General features: G+C 69.4%; 21 protein-coding genes. 7 read left to right on the forward strand and 14 right to left on the reverse strand.

Going from position 1 to position 22,385, the window contains the following annotated elements; genetic code table 11:
* Positions 1-4: 4 nt before the first annotated feature.
* Both ACODTB_RS04705 and queF read left to right on the forward strand, forming a co-directional pair.
* The gene (locus tag ACODTB_RS04705; protein ID WP_291111008.1) at positions 5-889 is read left to right on the forward strand and encodes a 2OG-Fe(II) oxygenase; all 885 of its coding nucleotides are present in this window, start codon (positions 5-7) and stop codon (positions 887-889) included.
* Between the two features lie 7 nt (positions 890-896).
* Entirely contained in the window at positions 897-1,748 is an 852-nt protein-coding gene (gene queF / locus ACODTB_RS04710) for an NADPH-dependent 7-cyano-7-deazaguanine reductase QueF (protein ID WP_291111007.1), read from the forward strand.
* A 6-nt stretch (positions 1,749-1,754) separates the two neighbouring features.
* Here the strand turns inward: queF and ACODTB_RS04715 are convergent, their stop codons facing one another.
* The 4 genes from ACODTB_RS04715 to ocd form a co-directional block, all read right to left on the reverse strand.
* The gene (locus ACODTB_RS04715; protein WP_488929122.1) at positions 1,755-2,537 is read right to left on the reverse strand and encodes an anti-sigma factor; all 783 of its coding nucleotides are present in this window, start codon (positions 2,535-2,537) and stop codon (positions 1,755-1,757) included.
* 10 nt (positions 2,538-2,547) lie between these two features.
* Positions 2,548-3,120, reverse strand: coding sequence for an RNA polymerase sigma factor (locus ACODTB_RS04720; RefSeq protein WP_291111003.1), 573 nt, complete (start codon positions 3,118-3,120; stop codon positions 2,548-2,550).
* Between the two features lie 176 nt (positions 3,121-3,296).
* Complete coding sequence (locus ACODTB_RS04725) at positions 3,297-4,358, reverse strand: histone deacetylase family protein (protein WP_291111001.1); 1,062 nt, start codon at positions 4,356-4,358, stop codon at positions 3,297-3,299.
* 47 nt (positions 4,359-4,405) lie between these two features.
* Entirely contained in the window at positions 4,406-5,485 is a 1,080-nt protein-coding gene (gene ocd, locus ACODTB_RS04730; protein WP_488929123.1) for an ornithine cyclodeaminase, read from the reverse strand.
* A gap of 121 nt (positions 5,486-5,606) precedes the next feature.
* On the opposite strand from ocd, the gene ACODTB_RS04735 reads away from it, so the two are divergent.
* Positions 5,607-6,026, forward strand: a complete 420-nt coding sequence (locus ACODTB_RS04735) for an Lrp/AsnC family transcriptional regulator (RefSeq protein WP_291110998.1) — start codon at positions 5,607-5,609, stop codon at positions 6,024-6,026.
* A 136-nt stretch (positions 6,027-6,162) separates the two neighbouring features.
* Here the strand turns inward: ACODTB_RS04735 and ACODTB_RS04740 are convergent, their stop codons facing one another.
* From ACODTB_RS04740 to ACODTB_RS04765, 6 genes are all read right to left on the reverse strand, one after another.
* Complete coding sequence (locus ACODTB_RS04740; protein ID WP_488929124.1) at positions 6,163-7,005, reverse strand: enoyl-CoA hydratase-related protein; 843 nt, start codon at positions 7,003-7,005, stop codon at positions 6,163-6,165.
* A gap of 89 nt (positions 7,006-7,094) precedes the next feature.
* A complete protein-coding gene (locus ACODTB_RS04745) occupies positions 7,095-7,373 on the reverse strand; it encodes a hypothetical protein (RefSeq protein WP_488929125.1) in 279 nt (92 codons plus the stop codon).
* A gap of 87 nt (positions 7,374-7,460) precedes the next feature.
* A complete protein-coding gene (locus ACODTB_RS04750; protein WP_291121671.1) occupies positions 7,461-8,711 on the reverse strand; it encodes a Y-family DNA polymerase in 1,251 nt (416 codons plus the stop codon).
* A gap of 46 nt (positions 8,712-8,757) precedes the next feature.
* On the reverse strand, positions 8,758-10,107 hold the full coding sequence (gene cls, locus ACODTB_RS04755) for a cardiolipin synthase (RefSeq protein ID WP_488929126.1): 1,350 nt from the start codon (positions 10,105-10,107) through the stop codon (positions 8,758-8,760).
* A gap of 84 nt (positions 10,108-10,191) precedes the next feature.
* Positions 10,192-12,906, reverse strand: coding sequence for an ATP-dependent Clp protease ATP-binding subunit (locus ACODTB_RS04760; protein WP_291121673.1), 2,715 nt, complete (start codon positions 12,904-12,906; stop codon positions 10,192-10,194).
* Between the two features lie 40 nt (positions 12,907-12,946).
* Positions 12,947-13,618 carry a BON domain-containing protein gene (locus ACODTB_RS04765; RefSeq protein WP_291121674.1) on the reverse strand — a complete coding sequence of 224 codons (672 nt, stop codon included), beginning with the start codon at positions 13,616-13,618 and terminating at the stop codon, positions 12,947-12,949.
* 280 nt (positions 13,619-13,898) lie between these two features.
* Here ACODTB_RS04765 and ACODTB_RS04770 point away from each other — a divergent pair, with 280 nt between their 5' ends.
* Positions 13,899-14,942 (forward strand): LLM class oxidoreductase, encoded by a 1,044-nt coding sequence (locus ACODTB_RS04770; protein ID WP_291121675.1) that lies wholly within the window; start codon positions 13,899-13,901, stop codon positions 14,940-14,942.
* Between the two features lie 137 nt (positions 14,943-15,079).
* Here ACODTB_RS04770 and ACODTB_RS04775 read toward each other — a convergent pair whose 3' ends face one another.
* Positions 15,080-15,463, reverse strand: coding sequence for a phosphate-starvation-inducible PsiE family protein (locus tag ACODTB_RS04775; protein WP_291121676.1), 384 nt, complete (start codon positions 15,461-15,463; stop codon positions 15,080-15,082).
* 415 nt (positions 15,464-15,878) lie between these two features.
* Here ACODTB_RS04775 and ACODTB_RS04780 point away from each other — a divergent pair, with 415 nt between their 5' ends.
* Positions 15,879-16,787, forward strand: a complete 909-nt coding sequence (locus ACODTB_RS04780; RefSeq protein ID WP_291121677.1) for a helix-turn-helix transcriptional regulator — start codon at positions 15,879-15,881, stop codon at positions 16,785-16,787.
* Positions 16,788-16,947: 160 nt separating this feature from the next.
* Entirely contained in the window at positions 16,948-18,435 is a 1,488-nt protein-coding gene (locus ACODTB_RS04785) for a sigma-54 interaction domain-containing protein (protein WP_488929127.1), read from the forward strand.
* Between the two features lie 58 nt (positions 18,436-18,493).
* Here the strand turns inward: ACODTB_RS04785 and ACODTB_RS04790 are convergent, their stop codons facing one another.
* The gene (locus tag ACODTB_RS04790; protein ID WP_291121679.1) at positions 18,494-19,645 is read right to left on the reverse strand and encodes an alpha-hydroxy acid oxidase; all 1,152 of its coding nucleotides are present in this window, start codon (positions 19,643-19,645) and stop codon (positions 18,494-18,496) included.
* 162 nt (positions 19,646-19,807) lie between these two features.
* Between ACODTB_RS04790 and ACODTB_RS04795 the strand changes: the two genes are divergently transcribed.
* A complete protein-coding gene (locus ACODTB_RS04795; RefSeq protein WP_291121680.1) occupies positions 19,808-20,119 on the forward strand; it encodes a DUF4124 domain-containing protein in 312 nt (103 codons plus the stop codon).
* Between the two features lie 9 nt (positions 20,120-20,128).
* Here the strand turns inward: ACODTB_RS04795 and ACODTB_RS04800 are convergent, their stop codons facing one another.
* Both ACODTB_RS04800 and ACODTB_RS04805 read right to left on the reverse strand, forming a co-directional pair.
* The gene (locus tag ACODTB_RS04800; RefSeq protein WP_291121681.1) at positions 20,129-21,115 is read right to left on the reverse strand and encodes a Bug family tripartite tricarboxylate transporter substrate binding protein; all 987 of its coding nucleotides are present in this window, start codon (positions 21,113-21,115) and stop codon (positions 20,129-20,131) included.
* A 36-nt stretch (positions 21,116-21,151) separates the two neighbouring features.
* Complete coding sequence (locus ACODTB_RS04805) at positions 21,152-22,306, reverse strand: mandelate racemase/muconate lactonizing enzyme family protein (protein ID WP_488929128.1); 1,155 nt, start codon at positions 22,304-22,306, stop codon at positions 21,152-21,154.
* Between the last annotated feature and the right edge of the window lie 79 nt (positions 22,307-22,385).

Raw genomic sequence — 22,385 nt, forward strand, 5'->3', positions numbered from 1 at the left:
ACACATGAGCCAGACCATCACCCCCGAATTGCGCCGCTGGATCATCGAGCAGGCGTCCGCCGGTTTCACCCCCGAGGTGGTGCTGGCCTCCATGGTGTCCTCCGGCTGGCAGGAGTCGGTGGCCGTGGCGGCGTTGGAAAGCACGCTGCGCGAGCACCTGCGCGCCCAGGCCGCCAAGCCCCCGGTGGTCGCGCCTGTGGCCCAGCCCGAGGCGGCTTCCACCGCTGCGGGCGTGCCGGTGCCCGACTTCGATCTGAGCCAGTCCCCGCGCCAGATCGACGCGGGCGACCGTTTGGTGGACGTGATCGCCACGCTGAACCACCCGCGCGTGGTGGTGCTGGGCAACCTGCTGAGCGCCGAAGAATGCGAGGCGCTGATCGCCTCCGCGCGCCCGCACCTGGCGCGCTCGCTCACGGTGGAAACCAAGACCGGCGGCGAAGAGCTCAACCCCGACCGCACCAGCAGCGGCATGTTCTTCACCCGCGGCCAGACGCCCGAGGTGGCCGCCGTCGAAGCGCGCATCGCGCGGCTGCTGAACTGGCCGCTGGAGAACGGCGAGGGCTTCCAGGTGCTGAACTACAAGCCCGGCGCCGAGTACAAGCCGCACTACGACTACTTCGATCCCGCCGAGCCGGGCACGCCCACCATCCTGCGGCGTGGCGGCCAGCGCGTGGCCACGCTGGTCATGTACCTCAACGAGCCCGCGCGCGGCGGCGGCACCACCTTCCCCGACGTGGGCTTCGAGGTGGCGCCGGTGCGCGGCAACGCCGTCTTCTTCAGCTACGACCGCCCCCACCCCTCCACCCGCACGCTGCACGGCGGCGCGCCCGTGATCGAGGGCGAGAAATGGGTCGCCACCAAGTGGCTGCGCGAACGCGAATTTGTCTGACCTCTCCATGTCCCAGAACACCCCCGAACAGTCCCAGCTCGGCCGCACTTCGGCCTACATCGACCAGTACGACGCCTCGCTGCTGTTCCCGCTGCCGCGCGAAACGAAGCGGCGCGAGATCGGCATCACCGGCAGCGTGCCCTTTCTCGGCGCCGACCTCTGGACCGCCTTCGAGCTGAGCTGGCTCAATCCGCGCGGCAAGCCCATGGTGGCGCTGGCCCACATCACCGTGCCCTGCGAGAGCACGCACATCGTGGAGAGCAAGTCGTTCAAGCTCTACCTCAACAGCTTCAACAACACGCCGTTTGCGAGCGCCGACGCAGTTCGCGACCGCATCCGCGCCGACGTGAGCGCCGCGATCTGGCACGGCGGCCCGATCCAGGCCGGCGCTGGCGTGAAGCTGCTGCTGCCCGAGCACTTCGACCGCGAGCCGGTGCACGAACTCAGCGGCCTGTCCATCGACCGGCTCGACGTGGAGTGCACGCAGTACCAGCCCGCGCCTGAGCTGCTCACGGCCGCGCTCGATGAGCAGCCGGTGACCGAAACCCTGGTGAGCCACCTGCTCAAGAGCAACTGCCTGGTGACCGGCCAGCCCGACTGGGGCAGCGTGCAGATCAGCTACAGCGGCCCGCAGATCGACCAGGCCGGCCTGCTGCAGTACATCGTGAGCTTTCGCAACCACAACGAATTCCACGAGCAGTGTGTCGAGCGCATCTACATGGATGTCTGGCAGCGCTGCAAGCCGGCCAAGCTCACGGTCTACGCGCGCTACACGCGCCGGGGCGGGCTGGACATCAACCCCTGGCGCAGCAGCCACCCGCAATTGCCGCCGGCCAACGTGCGCACCGCGCGGCAGTGAGGCGGCTCAGAGCATCTTCTGGATCAGCGCTCCCTTGAACAGCACCGGCCCGGTGGGGCCGCGTTCGCTCGGCACACCGCCCTTGGGCTCCAGGCTGATCGCCAGGGTCGGCACCTCGCGCACATCGCCCTCGCCAGCGGCGAGCTGCAGCAGGCGCTCCTGACCCAGCACACCGAGCGAGCGCGGGCCGCCGGAAGGCGGCAGCGCCCAGAGCTGCAGCGACTTGTCGCTCGCTTCCTGGAAGCCGCTCACGCGCTGCAGCGTGAGCTTCCTGCTCTTGGGGTCGAAGGTGACCAGCATGGATGCGCTGGCCTGGTCGTCGTGCAGCACGGCCACGTACTCCACCTGCGGTGTTGCTTCGAGTTGGGCTTGCAGCTCGCTGATTCGCGCGCCCAGGTTGTCGCGCAGGCCGACGGCCGTGACCACGGCCAGCACGGTGGCCAGAGCGCCGGCGGCGGTGGCGCCGCGCCACAGCGCCAGGCTGCGCAGCCAGCCGCCTGGGCGACCGGGCGGGGTGGTTGGGGCGCGCGCGGCGGCCATGGCCTGTTGGTCGTTGTCGGCGCGCACCAGGTTCTCGATGCGCGTCCAGACCGCCGGGGCCGGCTCGCTCGGGGCCTGCAGTTCGTTCATGCTGGCCACGCGGCTCTGCCACACCAGGGCGGCGGCGCGCACTGGCGCCTGTTCCCGCGCCATGGCTTCGAAGCGGCGGCGCACGCCGCCGCGCAGCGTGCCCAGCGCGTGGGCCGCGGCCAGTTGGTCCAGCAGTTCGGGGTGTTTCATGAGGTTCATGGCGAGGTCCTCACGCGAAGCGCGCCATGCAGGTGCGCAGCTGGTCCAGCCCCCGGCGGATCCAGGTCTTGACCGTGCCCAGCGGCAGCTTGAGCTGCTCGGCCAGCTCGCTGTGGCTCAGGTCGCGCAGGTAGGCCAGGCTGACCACCTCGCGCTGGCGGCGTTCCAGCTTGCCCAGACACTGGTGCAGCGCCCAGGCCTGCTGGCTCGCCAGGCTCACGTCCATGGGGTTGGGGGAGGCGCCTTCCAGGGTGTCGGCCATCACGTCGTCGAGCTCGTCGGTGAGGTGGGCGCGCTCGGCGCTGCGCCGTCGCAGGGCATCGAGCGAGCGGCTGCGCACGATCAGGCCCAGCCAGGCCATGGGCGGGCTCAGGCTGGCGCGGTAGTCGCCGGCCGAGCGCCAGATCTGCAGGAAGGTTTCCTGCAGCACGTCCTCGGCCCATTCGTGCTTGTTCACCACGCGCAGCGAGAGCCCGTAGAGCTTGGACGACACCAGGTCGTAGAGGCCCTTGAGAGCGGCCTCGTCGCGCTGGGCGATGCGGTCGAGCAGGGCGATGAGGGTGTCGTCGGGTTGGTCGCTCATGCGCGCATTGTGGGGCCACCCGGGTGCCTGCGGGGCACTGTCGGGCCGGCTCCACACCAGCGTGGGGCGGGAACCGCGCGCGGTGGGGCGGGGGATGTCGGGGCGTTGAGGGGGTGGCGAGGGCTTCATGGCCCTCTGGATACGCACCCGGGGCCCGCCTGGATTCAGCCGGGTGCTCAGGCTGCCCGCTGGAAGCCTTCCAGCAAGTTGACGGCGTTGGTGCCGACCTCGTCCACCGCGTAGCCGCCTTCGAAGGTGAACACCGTGGGCAGGTCCGCGCCGGCCAGCGCCGCGCCGACGGCGGCGTAGTCGCCGGTCTGGAGCGTGAAGCCGGAGATCGGGTCGCCCTCGAAGGTGTCCAGCCCCAGGGGCACCACCAGCGCGTCGGCGCCGAAGTTGCTGACCGCGCGCAGGGCCTTGTCCAGCGCCGCGCGCCAGGCCAGCACGCCGGTGCCGCGCGGCAGGGGCAGGTTGAGGTTGAAGCCGGTGCCCGCGCCCGCGCCGCGTTCGTCCGCATGGCCGAGGAAGAAGGGGTACTCGGTCGCCGGGTCGCCATGGATGGAGACCGTGAGCACGTCGGCGCGTTCGTAGAAGATGGTCTGCGTGCCGTTGCCGTGGTGGTAGTCCACGTCCAGCACCGCCACCTTGGGATGGCCGGCGTCGCGCAGCGCCTGCGCGGCGATCGCGGCGTTGTTCAGGAAGCAGTAGCCGCCCAGAAAATCAGGCCCCGCGTGGTGGCCGGGCGGGCGCGAGAGCGCGAAGGCGCTGCGATCACCGCCCGCCACGGCCTGGGCCGCCGCGAGCGCGCAGGCCGCGCCGCCGCGCGCGGCGGCCCAGGTGCCGGCGGTCAGAGGCGAGCCCGAGTCGAACGAGAACAGGCCCAGGCGGGCCGCGAAGTTGTGCGGCAGCACGTCGTTGCGAAAGCCGTGCCGGTTGGCCAGCGGCCACACCGAGGGCAGGGCGTCGCGCTGCGCGTTGGCCGGGTCCATGGCCACCCAGTCGTTCCAGGCGGTGGCGAGGAAAGCCAGGTAGCGCGCGTCGTGCACGCGGGCGATGGCGGTGTCCAGCGCGGCAGCGTCCACGGCCGGCGGGGTGAGGGCCCCCAGCGGGCGGCGCTGCAGTTCGGCGAGCACGAAGTCCAGCCGCGCGGGCACTTCATGGCAGGGCACCATGCGGCCGCGAAACATCTCCTGCTGGCCGGCATGGCCGGCGTGGTGGGGGTTGTGAAAGGTTTTCATGCGCTGGCGAACGATGGGGGAGGCCCATCGTAGCGAAAGCGGCCGCCTCAGGCCGCCAGCGCGAGTTCCACCTGCCGGGGCTCGGTCCGGCGCAGCAGGCCGAACAGGTCCTTCGGATCGGCCAGCGCGGGGATCAGCGGCAGCGCCTGGCCCAGGCCGAGCTCGCCCGCTGCCTCGCGCAGGAAGCGCAGGGCCGAATAGTCTTCCAGCGCGAAGCCGACCGAGTCGAACAGCGTGACCTGCGCCGCGCTGGTGCGGCCTGGGGCGTTGCCCGCGAGCACGTGCCAGAGTTCGGTCACGGCGAAGTCGGCGGGCAGGTGCTGCAGGTCGCCTTCGATGCGGGTCTGCGGCTCGTACTCGACGAAGACCGAGGCCATGCGCAGCACGTCGGGGTGCAGCTCGGTCTTGCCCGGGCAGTCGCCACCCACGCCGTTGATGTGCATGCCGGGCTCGATCAGGTCGGGCGTGAGGATGGTGGCGTTGGTCTTGTCGGCGGTGACGGTGGTCACGATGTCGGCGCCGCGCACCGCCTGGGCGATGCTGTCGCAGGCGAGCAGCCTCAGGCCGGGCTGGCCCGCGAGGTTGTCCATCAGCTTGCGCGTGGCGGCCAGGTCGGTGTCGTACAGGCGGATCTCGTCGATGCCCATGAGGTGGTGGAAGGCCAGGGCCTGGAACTCGCTCTGCGCGCCGTTGCCGATCAGCGCCATGCGGCGGCTGTTCGGGCGGGCCAGCGCGCGCGCGGCCACCACCGACATGCCAGCGGTGCGCAGCGCGGTGGTGAGCGTGAGCTCGCTCAGCAGCACAGGCACGCCGGTGGCCACCTCGGCCAGCACGCCGAAGGCCATCACCGTGGGCAGGCCGCTCTGGGTGTTCTTGGGGTGGCCGTTGACGTATTTGAAGGCGTAGGTGGTGTCGTCGGCGATCGGCATCAGCTCGATCACGCCGTCGGTGGAGTGGCTGGCCACGCGCGCCGACTTGTCGAACGAGGGCCAGCGCAGGTAGTCGGCGTGCAGGGTGCCGGCCAGGCGGTCCAGCGCGGCGGGCAGGCCCAGCCGGTGGACCAGGGTGGCCACGTCCTGGGCGCTGAGGAACAGGGTGGGCAGGGAGGGCGAGGTGGCGGCTTTCATGGGGAATCCTTGGGTGATGTCCTCAGTGTCGCCAGGCGCCCGCTCAATGTAAATCGTCAACTGTGCTTGAATTTCGACAGAAAATTGCCAGAAAGACAAGCTTGAATCGCATAATGCTCGAATGGACGCCCTGGACCAGCAACTGATCGGCCTTTTGCGAAAGGACGCGCGCACCAACGTGGCCGCGCTGGCCAAGAAGCTGGGCGTGTCGCGCGGCACGGTCACCAACCGCATCGCGCGGCTGGAGGACAGCGGGGTCATCGTCGGTTACACCGTGCGACTGCGGCCCGATGCCGAGCCCGATGAGATCAGCGCCTGGATGAGCGTGGCGGTGGAAGGCAACCAGACCCGAGCGGTGATCGCCAGCCTGCTGGGTGAGCCCGGCGTGGCCGAACTGCACGACACCAACGGCCGCTGGGACCTGCTCGCCGAGCTGCGCGCGAGCAGCCTGGCGGAGCTGTCCCAGGTGCTGGAGCGCATCCGCCTCATCCGCGGCATCAGCAGCACCGAGACCAGCCTGCACCTGGCGACGTACAGGTGAAACACCCCCCTGCGCCGCTGCGCGGCTCCCCCCCTCTGTAGCGCGCCTTCGGCGCTTCGAGGGGGGGCGGCACCTCGGGCCGGCGAAGCCGGACCCTTGATGCCTCTGGTGGGCGCCGTCTCTCTCGTCGCGGTCGTCAGCCTAGGGTTCGGAAGGTTTGCAGCTCGGCCAGTGGCGTGAACTCGCCAGCCCGCTTTTCTTTCATCGCGCCAATGGCCTCGCGCACGTGGGCGTTGCTCCACACCGTGCCCTGCAGCCAGCCCATCTGGCGCAGGCTGTCTTCCACCGAGTGGTCGCGCGCGTAGGTCACGGCCTGCTTGGTGCCCCAGATCGCCACCGGGGGCTTGGCGGCGATTTCCTTCGCGCACTGCAGCGCGGCGGCCACCGTGGCTTCGGCGGTGTCGAACACCTCGTTGACCAGGCCGTGGCCCAGTGCCTTGCCCGCGGGCAGGCGGCGGCCGGTGTAGGCCAGCTCCTTCACGACGCCGAAGGGGATCAGCTTGGGCAGGCGCTGCAGCGTGCCCACGTCGGCCACCATGCCGATGTTGATTTCCTGGATGCAGAAGAAGGCGTCGGCGCTCGCGTAGCGGATGCAGGCGGCGGTGACCATGTCCACCGCGCCGCCGATGCACCCGCCCTGGATGGCGCAGATCACCGGGATGCGCAGGTTTTCGATCTTGGTGAAGGTGCCCTGCATGTCGGTGAGCAGGTCGTAGATGGCCGCACGGCCTTCGGGGCTCTGGTCGTCCATCTGGATCGCGCCGCCAAAGGTCTCCAGCGCCATGCCGGCGCTGAAGTGCTTGCCCGTGCTGCTGATGACCAGCGCGCGCGCCTGGCCCTCGTGGTGGATCCGCGTGAGCAGCTCGTCGAGCTCGCGCCAGAAGGTCGGGTGCATGGTGTTGAGTTCGGCGGGCCGGTTCAGCACCAGGTGGGCGACGTGATCGGTCGTGCTGAGGGTGAAGCAGGTGAGGGCGGTCATGGCGGGGCTTGTCTCGGTGGTGGTGGGCGACGGACCACTGTAGCCCGCACGCGCCTCAGGGGCTGTCCCGGCCCGGACGGCCCCGCCGCTCAGTTGTACGGCCCCAGCCAGTCGCAGCGCAGGCGGTGCGACCGGTGCACCTTGCGGCGCCAGCGCACGTACAGGCCGGGCGCCCAGATGCCCATCACGCAGAAGGGCAGCAGCCAGAGCTCGTCCGAGAAGAACGCTGGTACGCAGCCCACCCAGCCCATCACCCAGGCCGTGAGCATGCCGTCCCACAGCTGGTATTCCAGCGGGTGGTCCCCGCGGTGCGCCACGTGCCAGCGTTTGATGCGCTCCAGCTCGTCGAGCTTGAGACAGAGATTCATGGCAGACCCCCTCGGGAATGCGGCTGAGATCCAGTCTCCGTCACTGTAAGTTTGGCGTCAGCTTGCGTCAATGGCCGCTGCGCGGCTTCAGAACAATTGGGCCGGTTCCGGGGGGCGCTCGGGCTCCGGCGGCACCTCGCCGAGCCGGGCCAGCGAGCCCACGCGCACGCCCAGCAGGCGGATGCGGCGGGTGAGGTCCACCCGCTTGAGGCACAGGCCGGCGTGGCGGCGGATGCTGGCCGCGTCGCTGGTGAAGTGGCCGATGGTGCTGTCGCGTGTGACGATCTGGAAGTTGTCGTAGCGCAGCTTCACGCCGATGGTCTTGCCCACGTAGCCCTTGCGCTGCAGGTCGTCGGCCACCTGCTCGCACAGCTGGGTGAAGATGGTGCCTAGCTCGGCGCGGTCGCGCACGGCGTGCAGGTCGCGGTCGAAGGTGGTCTCTCGGCTCATGCTCACGGGCTCGCTCTCGGTCTGCACCGCGCGCTCGTCGCGGCCCCAGGACACCTCGTGCAGCCAGGCGCCGTAGCTCTTGCCGAAGTGCTCGACCAGCCAGGGCCGTTCGCGCTGCGCGAGGTCGCCGATGGTGTGGATGCCGTGGCCCTGCAGTTTGGCATCGGCCTTGGGGCCCACGCCGTTGATCTTGCGGCAGGGCAGGGGCCAGATCAGCGTCTGCAGGTCGTCCATGTGAACGATGCTGATGCCATTGGGCTTCTGGAATTCGCTCGCCATCTTGGCGATCAGCTTGTTCGGTGCCACGCCGATGGAGCAGGTCAGGCCCGTGGCCTGGAAGATGCTCTTCTGGATCAGGCGCGCCAGCACGCGCCCGCCCTCGCGCTGGCCACCCGGCACGTCGGTGAAGTCGATGTAGACCTCGTCCACACCGCGGTCTTCCACCACCGGCGCGATCTCGCGGATGGTGTGCTTGAACAGGCGCGAGATGCGGCGCACCTCGTCGAAATCCACGGGCAGCAGGATGGCCTGCGGGCAGAGCTTGGCCGCCTTCATCAGGCCCATGGCCGAGCCCACGCCGAACTGGCGCGCCGCGTAGGTGGCGGTGGTGGCCACGCCGCGGCCCACGTAGTTTTCCAGCAGAGGAAAGAAATCGATCGGGATGTGGGCCAGGTCCTCGCCGGTCCATTCGCGCTCGGGGTAGGTCTCGCGCAGCCGCGCGAACATCTCGTCCTCGCGCCGCCGCCCACCGCCAATCACCACCGGCAGGCCTTTGAGCTGCGGGTAGCGCAGCAGCTCGACCGACGCGAAGAAGGCGTCCATGTCCAGGTGGGCAATGCGGCGCGTCAGAGGCGGTGGGGAAGAGGGGGAGCTCACGGCGGTGAGCATAGCGGGATTGGCATGTCGCAGGAGTGTCGCCGGGCCACACGCCGGATCATTGCACTGGCGCCGACAGCCTCGCCACCCGCACCGCGAAGCGGAACGCGAAGGACCGGGCCTGCAGATCGGCGGCATGCATCCGGCTCGACTGCGCGAAATCGTGGTCCAGCATGGTCCGCACCTGCTGCGCGAGCGCCCGGTCGATGACCGCCATCGTGATCTCGAAGTTCAGCCGGAACGAGCGGTTGTCGAAATTGGCCGTGCCCACCGTGCACCAGTCGTCGTCGATCAGCGTGACCTTCTGGTGCATGAAGCCGCCTTCGTAGCGGTACATGGCGACGCCGGCGTGCTCCAGCGCCTCGACATAGGACCACGCGGACAGGTTGACCAGCGCGTTGTCGCTGCGCTGCGGGATCAGCACGCGCACGTCCACGCCGCGCAGAGCGGCCAGCTGCAGCGCGGTGACGAACTGCTCGTCGGGCACGAAGTACGGGCTGGCAATCCAGAGCCGGCGGCGCGCATGGTGGATGGCGGCGATGAAGAAGAGCGTGCAGGTCTCCAGCTCGTCGGCCGGGCCGCTGGGCAGGCACAGCACCGGGTAGCCGCCCGCTGGCGCCCGCCCAGGCCACCAGCGCAGCGGCGGCACACGCCCACCGGCCCAGAGCCAGTCCTCGACGAACGCGGCCTGGACGCATTGCACGACCGGCCCTTCGACGCGAAGATGCGTGTCGCGCCAGCGGCCCAGGCGCGGGTCGCGCCCGAGGTACTCGTCGCCGACGTTCAGACCGCCGACCCACGCGCGCACGCCATCGACGACGACGACCTTGCGGTGGTTGCGAAAGTTCAGGCGCAGCCGGTTCACGCCGGGACCGAGCGCATGGATGGCCTGGACCGCGACGCCGCCGGCGCGCAGCCGGTCGAGGTAGGCGCGGGGCAGCCCGATGCTGCCGAGTTCGTCGATCAGCAGGTGCACGCGCACGCCGGCGGCCGCGCGCTCCAGCAGCCGCGCGGCCAGCGCGCGGCCGACGCCGTCGTCGCGCAGGATGTAGTACTGCACCAGCACATACTGCGCCGCGGTCTCGATGCCCGCGAAGATCGATCCGAACGTGGCCTCACCGTCGATCAGCAGCGTGGCCCGGTTGCCGTCGGTGAACGGCAGCTTGGCCAGGCGCTCGAAGGGCAGGTCCTCCGTATAGCGCGTGTGCGCGACAAGCTCGCGCCTTGCCATCGCCGCGTGCGCGCGGCTGGTCCGGGACGGCGAGGCGGCGAGGAGGCGCCGCCGCGCCTGCACATCGTCGCGCACGCGCGACTGGCCGAACACCAGGAACAGCGGCAGCGCGACGAGCGGGAACGCGACCAGTGCGACCGCCCACGCGGCCGCGCCTTGCGCCGTGCGTGCTTCCATCACCGCCTTGACCGCGGCGAGCAGGCCGAGCAGTTCGACCAGCGCGGCCAGCCAGCCCATCATGCGAAGCCGCTGCCTTGCGCGTCAGGCCGCCGCCTTGTGCTCGACCTCCTGCGCGATCCGCACCGCCTTGGCCGCGGGGTCGTACGACAGCAGGGCCTCGGACCCCGGCTGCAGGTCGCCCTTGAGGAGTGCGGTGGCCAGCCGCGATTCGACCTCGCTGCGCAGCTTGCGCTTGAGCATGCGCGCGCCGAACTCCGGGTCGTAGCCGATCTCGGCCAGGTGGTCGACCAGCGACTTGTCGAACTTCAGGTGCAGGTCCTGCTGCTCGGCCGTGCGCCCCACCCGCTGCAATTGCAGTTCCACGATGGAGCGGATCTGCTCGCGGCCCAGCGCGTGGAACACGACCACCTCGTCGACCCGGTTCAGGAATTCGGGGCGGAAGTGGTGGCGCAGCATCTCCATCAGGCGGTCGCGCAGCGCGGGGTAGTCCAGCATGTCGCGGTCCTTGGCCGTCAGGTTGCGCTGGATGACCTCGGAACCCAGGTTGCTGGTGGCGATGATGATGGTGTTCGTGAAATCGACCACGCGGCCCTTGCCGTCGGTGAGCCGGCCTTCGTCGAACAGCTGCAACAGGATGTTGTGCACCTCGCTGTGCGCCTTCTCGATCTCGTCGAGCAGCACCACGCAGTAGGGGCGCCGGCGCACGCGTTCGGTGAGCTGCCCGCCTTCCTCGTAGCCCACGTAGCCGGGTGGCGCGCCCACCAGCCGCGCCACCGTGTGGCGCTCGGCGTATTCGCTCATGTCGATGCGCACCAGCGCCTCTTCACTACCGAACACGGTGGCCGCGAGCGCCTTCGCAAGCTCGGTCTTGCCCACGCCGGTGGGCCCGAGGAACAGGAACGTGGCGGTCGGCTTGCCCGGCTCCTTCAGCCCGGCGCGGGCCAGGCGAACGGCTTCGGAGACCGCGTGCACGGCTTCCTCCTGGCCGACCACGCGCTCGCGCAGCCGGTCTTCCAGCCGCAGCAGTTTTTCGCGGTCCTCGGTGGTCAGCTCGGACACCGGGATGCCGCTCAGCGAGGCCACGATCTCGGCCACGTCCTGGGCGTTCACGACCTCGGAGCGGGTGCCGCGCTGCTTCTTCCACTTGGCGGTCTCCTCGTCGAGCTTCTTCTGCTCGGCCTTCGCCCGCGTCTCGATCTCCTTGGCCTTGTCGTACTGGCGCGCCGCCCCGGCCGCGTCCTGCTCTTGTCGCAGGCGGCGGATCGTTTCCTCGCCGTCGTGCAAACCCTTCGGCCGCGAACTGGCGCGGATGCGCACGCGCGCCGCGGCCTGATCGACGAGGTCGATCGCCTTGTCGGGCATGAAGCGCTGCGTGATGTAGCGATCGGCCAGTTTCGCTGCCGCCGAGATCGCTTCCTCGGTGATCTTCACCTTGTGGTGCGCCTCGAAGCGGTCGCGCAGGCCGCGCAGGATCTCCACCGTCTCGTCCACGCTCGGCTCGGGCACGTTCACGGGCTGGAAGCGGCGCTCCAGCGCGGCGTCCTTCTCGATGTGCTTCTGGTATTCGCTCAGCGTGGTGGCGCCGATCAGGTGCAGTTCGCCGCGCGCCAGCGCGGGCTTGAACGTGTTGGCGATGTCCAGCCCGCCTTCGCCGCCGCCCTGTCCGGCGCCGACGATGGTGTGCAGCTCATCGATGAACAGGATCAGCTCGTTCTGGTGGGCGATCACCTCGTCGAGCATCTGCTTGACGCGTTCCTCGAACTCGCCGCGGTACTTGGAGCCGGCGACCATGCTGTTGATGTTCAGCTCCACCAGCCGCTTGCCGCGCAGCACCTCGGGCACCTGCTCGTTGACGATGCGCTGAGCCAGGCCCTCGACGATGGCGGTCTTGCCGACGCCGGGCTCGCCGATCAGCACCGGGTTGTTCTTCTTGCGCCGCGCCAGCACCTCGATCGTGGTCTCGATCTCCTTGGCGCGGCCGATCACCGGGTCGAGCTTGCCCTGGCGCGCGAGTTCGGTCAGGTCGCGCGCGTGCTTGTCGAGGTTCGGCGTGCCGCTGCGTTTCTGCACCTTGCCTTCCTCGGCGCCCTTGCCGACCACCTTCACCGTCTTCTGGCGCAGCGCCTCGCGCGTGAGGCCGAGCTTGCGCAGCGCGTCGCCCGCGAAGCCGTCCTCTTCCTCGACCAGGCCGATCAGCAGGTGCTCGGGCCCGACGTAGCTGTGGCCCAGCTCCCGGGAAGCGACCAGCGCGTTGTCGAGCGCGCTCTTCGCGCGCGGCGAGACGCCGATGCGCGGGGTTTCGCCCTCGGTGGGCTGGTACTCGCCGTGCGGCGCGTTCTCGTCGATCTGCTGCTTCAGGTCCGCGGCGTCCAGCTTGAAGTCGTGCAGGATCTCCTGCACCACCTCGTGGTCGACGAGTGCGTGCAGCAGGTGCTCGGTGTCCACTTCGTCGCGGCCGGACGCCAGCGCCTTCTGGGCCGCGGCCTGCAGCCGGTCCATCGCGGCCTGGTTCAGGAACGACTGCAGGTCCACGGCTTCGCGTGAGCGCTGCCGGCGCTGCGGCAGGCGCCGCACCGTGCTGCCAGGCTGGTCGAACAGGCCCGGCCAGGCGTCGCCGAAGAACTGGTTGAACAGGCTGCCACCGAACAGCGACTCCAGTGGCGAGGCGGACGTGCGGTTCTGCCCCATCGCCTCGGCATAGTGCTCGTCGCACAGCGCGATCTGCTCGGTGCGGCCGTCCTGCCGCATCGTGACCTGGGCGGTCGCCTGGCGACCGCAGACTCTGCATTGGGCCATGTGATGTGCTCCTGTGGGAAGTCGCTGTCGGCGGGCCGTCTCACGGGGCGACGGTGATGCGGTTGTCGACGGTCGTCACCCCGGGCGCCCGCCACGCGGCGCGCTCGGCCTCCTGGCGCTCCACCCAGGCCCGCACCGTGCCCTTGAGCGTGACCTTGTTGCCGTCGACTTCGACGGAAATGCGCCCGGCGTCGGTCTGCGCGCTGCGCACCAGCGCCTGTTCGACCTGCTTCCTGATCTCCGCAGGCTGCAGCTTGGGCTTGACGTCGATCAGGTTGCTGACGCCTTTCACGCCTGCCAGGTTGCGCACGACACGCTCGGCTTCGTGCTTCTTGTACTGCCAGTCGACCGTGCCCTTCAGCGTGATCCAGCCCTTGGAGACGGTGACATCGATCTTCTCCGGCACAAGCAACGCATCCCATTGCAGGGCGCGGACAGCGGCCGCGGCGATCTCGGGGTCGGTGCGCTCGCCCGCCGTGCTCAACCGGACCTCGATGTCGTTGGCGACCGCCTTGACGCCGCGCACGCGGTGGGCGGCATCTTCGGCGGCCCAGCGCTTGCCGTACGAGTCGACCCAGCCGGTCAGCGCCACGACGCCGTCCTTCACGGCCACGCCGATCTCCGGGGCCTGCACGCGCGGCTCCCACTTCAACTCGGTCAGCACCTCGGCCTGGATCTCGGCATCGGAGCGCAGTGTGGTGGCGATGGTCATGATGGTTCCTCTCTCAGGGCCCGCGTCAGATGGAGTCGCAGCCGACCGCGGCGGGCGCGTGCGGACGATGCGAAGGTGATTGCTCGAAGACTAGGGCCGCGGGCCACCACGGTCTTGCAAAGACCTGCGCACCTGTGCCACAGGATTGCGGGCAGAAAGTTCTGCTCGCGCTGCCCCTGGGCGGGGCGTGCATTCGCCGTTCTTGAGCAGCTTTCGCAGCAATCGGGAATACCGGAGCCGGCGTGCTGGGTACGGTAGCCGACATGGGACAGGAGATCGCATGCTGAAAGTCAATCCGCTGGCCACCGTGGACGAAGCACCAGGCTTTCGTCGCATGTTCGGCGCGGGCGGTCTCACGCTCGGCGTCTTCTTCCCCATCGAGGCCTTCACGGGCGATGAGCCGTCGATGCAGGACCAGGAGCGGCTTGCGCTGCACGCCCAGGCCCTCGGCTTCGCCGCCCTGTGGGTGCGCGACGTGCCGCTGCGCGACCCGAGCTTCGGTGACCTCGGCCAGGTCCACGATCCCTGGGTGTACCTCGGCTGGATCGCGGCACACACGCGAACGATTGCGCTGGCCACCGGCTCCATCGTGCTGCCGCTGCGGCACCCGCTGCACGTGGCCAAGGCGGCAGCCTCGGTCGATCAGCTGTCGGGCGGACGGCTGGTGCTGGGCGTGGCGTCGGGCGACCGGCCGGCGGAGTTCCCGGCCTTCGGCGTGGACATCGAGCGGCGCGCCGTCCTTTTCCGCGAGCACTTCGAGGTGATCCGCCACGTGCTGGAGCGCGAATACCCGATGTTGAAGTCGACGGCCGGGGTGCTCACCGCCAACGCCGACCTCGTGCCCAAACCGCTCGGGCGCCTGCCGATGCTCGTCACCGGCAACAGCGGGCAGCCGCTGCGCTGGATCGCCGAGCATGCCGACGGCTGGATCACCTACCCCCGCAGCGTGGACCACCAGGCCGAGGCGGTGGCGGCCTGGCGCAGCGAGGTCCATGCCGTCAGGTCGGACGCCTTCAAGCCGTTCGTGCAATCGCTCTACGTGGACCTCGCCGCCGATCCGCACCTGCCGCCCACGCCCATCCACCTCGGCTTCAGGGCGGGGTGGCACTTCCTGCAGCGCTTTCTCGAGTCGCTGCGTGGCGCCGGCGTCAACCACGTCATCCTCAACCTCAAGTACGGCACGCGGCCGGCGCCCGAGGTGCTCGAGGAGATCGGCACCAAGGTGCTGCCGCTGCTGGCCGAGGTGCAGGGCGACAAGCCTGCCGGTGGCGAGCTGGATCCGAGCGATGCCGAAGGCGGCGGCCCGCTCGCGCGGCCGCGCTGAGGCCAGCCCCACAGGAACGAGGCTGACATGGCGAGCGCTGGGCGGTCGGCGGCCAGGCCGGCGGGGAGAGGGCGCCATGGCGGTGGCCTTCGTGCACCGGGTGCTGGACGGGTGCTGAGCCCCGGCGGGCCGTGCGCTCAACCCTGCTCGAGATCCGTTCGTTCCTGGGGAGGCATCCGGTCATCGCGCTCGCGCAGCAGCCAGTACACGGCGCCCAGCACGAGCGTCGCGAAGGCCAGCGCAGCGATGTGCGCCGGTCCGGTGGTCGACGCATCGAGGATGACGAACTTGCGGCTGAGCGCCAGCAGGGCGATCAGCACCACCGCCTTCACCTGCACGATGCTCTCGCGCCGCAGCGGCACGACGCGCACGAACAGCTGGACCAGCGCCAGCGCGATCAGCATTGCAATGATCAAGGAGAGCATGAATGCGACGATGTGCTCGAAGCGCTCATAGGTCGTCATCAGCGGCCAGCAGCGGCGCGTGTCCCTCATCAGCCAGGAGTGGGTCTGCGATGGCATGGTGACCTCCGGTCGGATGCCCGCGATTTTGCGCGTCCGCGCCGCTTGTGGTCGCGCCGCCGATGCGGTCACCGTCAAAGCGAGACATGAAGCGCAAGCCTTGGGAAGAAGCGATCCGGCGCGCTGCCTATGCTGCAGGCAAGCTTCGGGAAGCTCAGGCCGCCGTGGGCCGGCGGCGAGGGGCAGCGCCCCATGACATCCGACGCATGGCTGCCGGACTGCCGGCACCCCTGACGGCCCACCGGCAGCGCAGCGTGGCCAGCGGGCTTGCATGCCGTTGCGGGTATTCGCTGCAAGCCCGCGTCCCCAAAGGAAAATTGCCCGGCGCACGATGCGCGCTTCACCGCCTTCTGGCGTCGGCACGAGGTATGCGCTTGTCATGCCGGCCCAGACCTGAAACCACAAGGTGATCGTGATGTCCGAAGAAGCCCGCACGGAATGCGACCGCCCATCGACGGCCGATGAGGCGGCGCGACCACAAGGCCCGTCCCTGGGCATGGCCTACCTCGACGCAGCCGAGCTTGGCGGCGCGCGCCTGCGCAACTCGGTCGACATCCTCGTCCCGACGGACACCGCCAACCTGTTCGCCACCTACCGGGTCGGACAGGGGCGTGACCGGACCACGTTCGTGCGCGCACCGCTGGTGTCGATCCTTTCGCCTGCACTGCCGCATTCGCTGGCCGACCGGCCGGGGCCGAACACGCTCATCCTCAGCATCGCCGCGCCGTTTTTCCACGAGGTGGCGGGCGACGACACGGCATTCGTCGAGCCGCACGCGACAGCCGACCCGTTGATCCGCGAAGTCGGCAACGCCATCGAAAGCGATGTCCGGATCCGGCGTCCGCCGGATGCGCGCTACATGGAGTCGCTGGCCATGGTCCTGGCGGCGCATGTCGCCAGGAAGTACATGGTCGCGAACAGCACGAAAGCCGCATCCTTCGGCGGACTTGCGCCCCACAAGTTGCGCTGTGTCCGCAACCATATCGGCGAGCATCTCGGCGAGACGATCCTGGTCGAACAACTGGCCGAGGCGGTGAATCTGAGTCCGTTCCACTTCGCACGGATGTTCAAACAGTCGACCGGCCAATCACCCCACCTGTACATCCTGATGCAGCGGATCGAGCGGGCGAAGGAACTCCTGGCCGGGACCGACACCGCGCTCGTCGATGTGGCGGCCGACGTCGGCTTTCGCACCCAGGGCCATTTCACCGGCGTGTTCCACCGCTACGCCGGCTTCACGCCGCGGGCGTTCAGGTTCCACGCCCGGGAAACGGCGGCATCCGGCGCACCGGGCGCCTGTGTTCTCGGCAGGGAACCGTCATGAATTAGGTGTGACAGATCGTTGGTGCAGACGACGACGTCACGTAGCCTTCAGGCGCAGTTAGGTGTACGCTCGAAGAGAGGCCAGCAGATTCTCGCGTCCAAGGTCCTTTCTGGCTCGGCTACGTTCCCGCGCGTTCCACGGGTGCCCACCTGGCTGCACCATGTCCGCGTCTGCCCTCGAAACCCGCCGTCTTCAGGACTGCCTTGACGGGTTGCTCAGCCTCATCGCTGCGCCTGCCCTGTGGTCCGGCCAAGGACCGGATGGGGTGATGAGCACGGTGCTGGAAATGCTCGCCCGCATGCTGAACCTGGACCTGGCCTACGCGCGCCTGGACGATGGATCGGGCAGCGCGATCCGGGAGCTGGCGCGCAGCGAACGTTACCCGGACGCAGACCGCCGCGCCCACGAGGTCGGCGTCGCCATCGAACCTTGTCTTCGCATGCTGCAGGCCGGCGAGAGCCATGCCGTGCCGAATCCCTTCGAGGCTGGGGAACTCAAGGTCACCTGCCTCCGGCTGGGCTTGAGGCGGGGCGGCGGGTTCGTGCTCGCCGGCTCCAGCCGCCCCGGATTTCCTGCCGATACCGATCTGCTGCTGCTGCAGGTCGCCGTCAACCAGGTCTTGGTTGAGCTGCAACGGGCGCAGGTGGCGATGGCGAACCGGCGCGCAGCGTCCGCAGAGGCGCCCAACACCTGTCTGCGCGAGGAGAGCGAACAGCATTGGGGCGATTTCGTCGGCAGCAGCGCGTCGCTCGCCCAGGCCCTGAAGCTCGTCGAGGAAGTCGCGCCCACCAACGCGTGTGTTCTCATCCAGGGCGAAACCGGCACCGGCAAGGAACTGATCGCACGCGCGATCCACCGCCTGAGTCAGCGACAGCAGCATCCCTTCGTCCGGTTGAACTGTGCCGCCATTCCGACCGGACTGCTGGAAGCCGAGCTGTTCGGCCACGAAAAGGGCGCCTTCACCGGCGCCATCGCCAGGCGGATCGGCCGTTTCGAGCTGGCCGACCGGGGCACGATCTTTCTGGACGAAGTCGGCGAGATTCCGCTCGACCTGCAAGCCAAGCTCCTGCGCGTGCTGCAGGAACGCGAGTTCGAGCGGCTCGGCAGCACCCACACCCGGCGCATCGATGTGCGGCTGATCGCCGCATCCAATCGTGACCTGGCGCAGATGGTGGACGACCGGTTCTTCCGCGAGGACCTCTACTACCGCCTGAACGTCTTCCCCATCGAGATGCCTCCACTGCGACAGCGACAGGAGGACATCCCGGTGCTGGCGCGGCACTTCATACAACTGCACGCGCGCGCGAACAGCCGCTCCATCACGGCGATCGAGCCGGACGGGATGGCGGCCTTGTGCCGTTACGCCTGGCCCGGCAATGTCCGCGAGCTGTCGAACATCATCGAGCGCTGCGTGATCCTCACGCACGGCTCCACGCTGCGCGTGCCTGCCGGTGCGCTGAAATCGCGCGGCGCGGTGGTGGCCGTGGACGACAGCCTGGAGGGTGCACAGCGCCGGCACATCCTGCACGTGCTCGAGGAGTGCCATTGGGTGATCGCCGGCCCGGCCGGCGCTGCGGCCAGGCTCGGCATGAAGCGCACGTCGCTTCAATACAAGCTTCAGAAGCTGGGCATCGTGCGGCGCCCGTGATCGGCCGAAGCCGCGAAAGGGCCGTCGACGTCCTGGCCATGCCGGTCCGGGCCAGGGCTCAGGTCGGGTAGCTGCCGGGCAACAGGATGCCCTTGTCCACGTTCTCGATCTGGGTGTGGCCGCAGAAGGCCATGGTCAGGTCGAGTTCCTTGTGCAGGATCTCCAGGCACTTGCTCACGCCGGCCTCGCCCATCGCGCCCAGGCCGTACAGCATGGGCCGCCCGATGTAGACGCCCCGGGCGCCGAGCGCGCGCGCCTTGAGCACGTCCTGACCGCTGCGGATGCCGCCGTCCATGTGCACCTCGATCTGGCCGCCCACCGCGTCCACGATCGCCGGCAGCGCCTCGATGCTGCTCTGCGCGCCGTCGAGCTGGCGGCCGCCGTGGTTGCTCACGATCAGCGCGTCCGCGCCCGAGGCCACGCACAGCTTGGCGTCCTCCACGTCCTGGATGCCCTTGAGGATCAGCTTGCCGCCCCAGCGCTTCTTGATCCATTCCACGTCGCCCCAGTTGAGCGAGGGGTCGAACTGCTTGGCGGTCCATTCGCTCAGGCTGCCCATGTTCTCGATGCCGCTGACGTGCCCGAAGATGTTGCCGAACTGCTTGCGCTTGGTGCCCAGCATGCCCAGCGCCCAGCGGGGCTTGGTGGCGATGTCGACCAGATTGGTGAGCGTCATCTTGGGCGGCGCGGTCAGGCCGTTCTTCAGGTCCTTGTGGCGCTGGCCGATGATCTGCAGGTCCAGTGTGAGCACCAGCGCGCTGCACTTCGCGGCCTTGGCGCGGTCGATCAGGCGCTCGATGAAACCCCGGTCGCGCATCACGTAGAGCTGGAACCAGAAGCCCTCGCCCGCGTGCTGCGCCACGTCCTCGATCGAGCAGATGCTCATGGTGGAGAGCGTGAACGGGATGCCGAACTTGCGCGCCGCGCGCGCGGCCAGGATCTCGCCGTCGGCGTGCTGCATGCCGGTGAGGCCGGTGGGCGCGATCGCCACCGGCATGGCCACTTCCTGGCCGACCATGGTGCTGCGCGTGCTGCGGTTCTCCATGTTCACCGCCACGCGCTGGCGCAGCTTGATCTTCTGGAAATCCTCGTTGTTGGCGCGGTAGGTGCCTTCGGTCCACGAGCCGCTGTCGGCGTAGTCGTAGAACATGCGGGGCACGCGCCGCTGGGCCAGGACGCGCAGGTCTTCCACGTTGGTGATCACGGTCATCTCAGAGGTCTCCGGTGTTTTGGGTGTCGTGGCATGTTAGCCGCGCACCTTGCAAAAGGCTTGTGAAAGCGGGGCGGACCCCTTTGAAATTTTTGCTGCGGTGCAGCGGCGCCGGGGAGACGGACGGCGGAACCGCCTGCGGCTCGCCGGAGTCCCATGGCCATGAAGCTGAACACCCTGGCCCTCGTCTTTGCCTTCGCGCTGCCCGGCGCGGCCCTGGCCGCCGATGTGTTCCGCTGGGTCGATGAACGCGGCCAGGTGGTCTACGGCACCCAGGTGCCGCCGCAGCACCGGGCCCGGGCCGTGCCGGCCGATGCCCCGCTGCCGCCGGGCACCAGCGCCTGCGAGGCGCGCTGGCACCGCTACATGGCCAGCGCCGCGTGCTTCGACCAGTACCGCGTGGTCGGCGGCGGCCTCAAGGCCGAGGCCTACCGGCGCTGCACCGAAGTGCCGCAACCGGAACCCTGCACCTGAACACCGGGTTCATTGGGCGGTGATCTTCTGCTCGCGGATGACCTTGCCCCATTCGGCCGACTCGCGCACGATGTCGGCGGCCAGCGGACCGGCCGGCATGTAGGCCGGCACGGCGCCCTGCTGGGCGGCGATCTGGGCGATGTCCGGGGCCTCCATCACGGTGCGCAGCGAATCGCTCAGCCGCTCCACGATGGGCGCGGGCGTGCCCGCCGGGGCGAGCACATACAGGCGCGGCACGGCGGAGAAGCCGGGCAGGGCATCGGAGAGCGGCGCGATGTCTTCGGCCCCGGCCAGCTTCACCGGGTTCATCACCGCCACGGCGCGCAGCTTGCCCGCCTTGGCCTGGGCGATGGCCGAGGTCGCGCTCACCACGCCGAAGGGCACCTGGCCGCTCATCACGTCGGGCACGATCTGCGACGCGCCCCGGTACGGGATGTGCACGACGAACGTGCGCGCCTGGCCCTTGAGCATCTCGAAGCCCAGGTGGTGCACCGTGCCCACGCCCGAGGTGGCGTAGGCGTAGCGGCCGGGGTGGTCCTTGAGCAGCTTCACGAACTCGGCCGGTGTCTTCGCCGGCACCTCGTTGTTGGCCACGATCACCAGCGGCAGGGTGAACACGCCGGCCACCGGGGTGAAGGCCTTGATGGGGTCGAAGCTCATGCGCGGCTGCAGGTGCTGCGCGATCAGCAGCGAGCTGTCGCCCAGCATCAGGGTGTAGCCATCGGGTGCGGCGCGCGCCACCGTGTCACCCGCGATCAGCCCGGCCGCGCCGGTGCGGTTGTCCACCACCACCTGCTGGCCCAGCAGCGTGGACAGGCGCGGCGCGATCAGGCGGGCCATGGCATCGACGCCGCCACCCGCCGAGTAGCCGACCAGCAGGCGCACCGGCTTGCTGGGCCAGGCCTGCGCCCAGGCGCCGGTGCCGAGGGTCGCGGCCAGGGCCAGGACCAGCGCGGAGCGCCGGCCCATGGAGAAGCGGTTGTTGAGGTTCTGCATGTCTTGTCTCCGTTCTTTTTTCGTGGGGAATCTTGTTCAGGCCTTGCCGGCGCCGCGCGAGCCCGGGCGCTTGGCGAGTTCCGCCAGCCGCTCGGGGTTGGGCTTGAAGCCCAGGCCCGGTGTCTCGGGCAGGCGCAGCGCGCCGCGCTCGGGTCTGGGCAGGTCGTCGAAGACCAGCTCGCAGCACTGCACGGCCACCGAGTGGTATTCCACCAGCGAGCCGTTGGCCAGGCCGGCGTGCAGGTGCATGTTGTGGTGCGGCCAGGCGCCGCCGTTGGCGAAGCGCGTGTTGAAAGCAGCGGCCATGCCCGCGATGCGGCTGCATTGCGTGAAACCGCCGCTGATGCAGGCATTGGGCTGCACCACGTCCACCGCCTGTGCGACCAGCATGTCGCGGAAGCGCGAGGCCAGGCCTTCGTTCTGCCCGGCGGCCAGCGGGATCGAGGTCTTGGCGCGAAGCTTGGCCAGGTTGGGAATGTCGTTCTGCGACACCGGCTCCTCGAAGAAGCTGATGCCGTAGGGTTCGATCTTCTGCGCGAGGGACAGGGCGTGGAAGTAGTCCAGGCTGCAGTTGGCGTCGATGTAGATCTGCACGTCCGGCCCGACGGCCTCGCGCACCGCGCGGATGCGCTGCACGTCTTCCGCGATCACCTGGTCCAGCGGTCGGGGCTCGTCGCGCCGCTGCAGCGCGTGGTGGCCCACTGTCATCTTCAGGCGCGAGAAGCCGCGACCCACCCACTCGCGCGCGGCGGCAGCGAGCTCGTCGCGGTCGAAGAAGTTGAAGCCGAAGGTGGCGTATACCGGCACCTCGGCGCGCGCGCCGCCCAGCAGGCGCCAGCAGGGTTCGCCCAGCGCCTGGCCCTTGATGTCCCACAGCGCGAGGTCGATGGCGGCGATGGCGTGGCTGGCGTAGCCCGACTGGCCGCGCGGCGTCAGCAGCCAGTAGAGGCGTTCCCAGACCTGCTCGTGGCGCATCGGGTCCATGCCCACCAGGTGGTGCGCGGCGATGTCGTTGACGATGCTGCCGATCACCTCTTCCTCGGTGATGGCGGTCATGCCGGTGCCGATGAGGCCGGTGTCGGTTTCGATGGTGACCAGGCAGACCGAGAGGCTGGTGGTCTGGCTGCGGCTGGGGGATTGCACGGTGACGGGCAGGTTCAGCGGCGTGGCGCTGACGCGGGCGATTTTCATGAAGTCTCCGGCGCGGCCAGGGTGGCGGCGCTTGTGTTGTGGGGTCTGTGGCCAGTGTAGGAACGGCCCCGTGTGGGCC

The sequence above is a fragment of the Hydrogenophaga sp. FG152 genome (assembly GCF_057809615.1).

What these genes read in the sequence shown, in the direction of transcription:
- ACODTB_RS04705 (WP_291111008.1), top strand. Translation starts at nt 5, where the DNA reads ATGAGCCAGACCATCACCCCCGAATTGCGCCGCTGGATCATCGAGCAG.
- queF (WP_291111007.1), top strand. Translation starts at nt 897, where the DNA reads ATGTCCCAGAACACCCCCGAACAGTCCCAGCTCGGCCGCACTTCGGCC.
- ACODTB_RS04715 (WP_488929122.1), bottom strand. Translation starts at nt 2,537, where the DNA reads ATGAACCTCATGAAACACCCCGAACTGCTGGACCAACTGGCCGCGGCC.
- ACODTB_RS04720 (WP_291111003.1), bottom strand. Translation starts at nt 3,120, where the DNA reads ATGAGCGACCAACCCGACGACACCCTCATCGCCCTGCTCGACCGCATC.
- ACODTB_RS04725 (WP_291111001.1), bottom strand. Translation starts at nt 4,358, where the DNA reads ATGAAAACCTTTCACAACCCCCACCACGCCGGCCATGCCGGCCAGCAG.
- ocd (WP_488929123.1), bottom strand. Translation starts at nt 5,485, where the DNA reads ATGAAAGCCGCCACCTCGCCCTCCCTGCCCACCCTGTTCCTCAGCGCC.
- ACODTB_RS04735 (WP_291110998.1), top strand. Translation starts at nt 5,607, where the DNA reads ATGGACGCCCTGGACCAGCAACTGATCGGCCTTTTGCGAAAGGACGCG.
- ACODTB_RS04740 (WP_488929124.1), bottom strand. Translation starts at nt 7,005, where the DNA reads ATGACCGCCCTCACCTGCTTCACCCTCAGCACGACCGATCACGTCGCC.
- ACODTB_RS04745 (WP_488929125.1), bottom strand. Translation starts at nt 7,373, where the DNA reads ATGAATCTCTGTCTCAAGCTCGACGAGCTGGAGCGCATCAAACGCTGG.
- ACODTB_RS04750 (WP_291121671.1), bottom strand. Translation starts at nt 8,711, where the DNA reads ATGCTCACCGCCGTGAGCTCCCCCTCTTCCCCACCGCCTCTGACGCGC.
- cls (WP_488929126.1), bottom strand. Translation starts at nt 10,107, where the DNA reads ATGGAAGCACGCACGGCGCAAGGCGCGGCCGCGTGGGCGGTCGCACTG.
- ACODTB_RS04760 (WP_291121673.1), bottom strand. Translation starts at nt 12,906, where the DNA reads ATGGCCCAATGCAGAGTCTGCGGTCGCCAGGCGACCGCCCAGGTCACG.
- ACODTB_RS04765 (WP_291121674.1), bottom strand. Translation starts at nt 13,618, where the DNA reads ATGACCATCGCCACCACACTGCGCTCCGATGCCGAGATCCAGGCCGAG.
- ACODTB_RS04770 (WP_291121675.1), top strand. Translation starts at nt 13,899, where the DNA reads ATGCTGAAAGTCAATCCGCTGGCCACCGTGGACGAAGCACCAGGCTTT.
- ACODTB_RS04775 (WP_291121676.1), bottom strand. Translation starts at nt 15,463, where the DNA reads ATGCCATCGCAGACCCACTCCTGGCTGATGAGGGACACGCGCCGCTGC.
- ACODTB_RS04780 (WP_291121677.1), top strand. Translation starts at nt 15,879, where the DNA reads ATGTCCGAAGAAGCCCGCACGGAATGCGACCGCCCATCGACGGCCGAT.
- ACODTB_RS04785 (WP_488929127.1), top strand. Translation starts at nt 16,948, where the DNA reads ATGTCCGCGTCTGCCCTCGAAACCCGCCGTCTTCAGGACTGCCTTGAC.
- ACODTB_RS04790 (WP_291121679.1), bottom strand. Translation starts at nt 19,645, where the DNA reads ATGACCGTGATCACCAACGTGGAAGACCTGCGCGTCCTGGCCCAGCGG.
- ACODTB_RS04795 (WP_291121680.1), top strand. Translation starts at nt 19,808, where the DNA reads ATGAAGCTGAACACCCTGGCCCTCGTCTTTGCCTTCGCGCTGCCCGGC.
- ACODTB_RS04800 (WP_291121681.1), bottom strand. Translation starts at nt 21,115, where the DNA reads ATGCAGAACCTCAACAACCGCTTCTCCATGGGCCGGCGCTCCGCGCTG.
- ACODTB_RS04805 (WP_488929128.1), bottom strand. Translation starts at nt 22,306, where the DNA reads ATGAAAATCGCCCGCGTCAGCGCCACGCCGCTGAACCTGCCCGTCACC.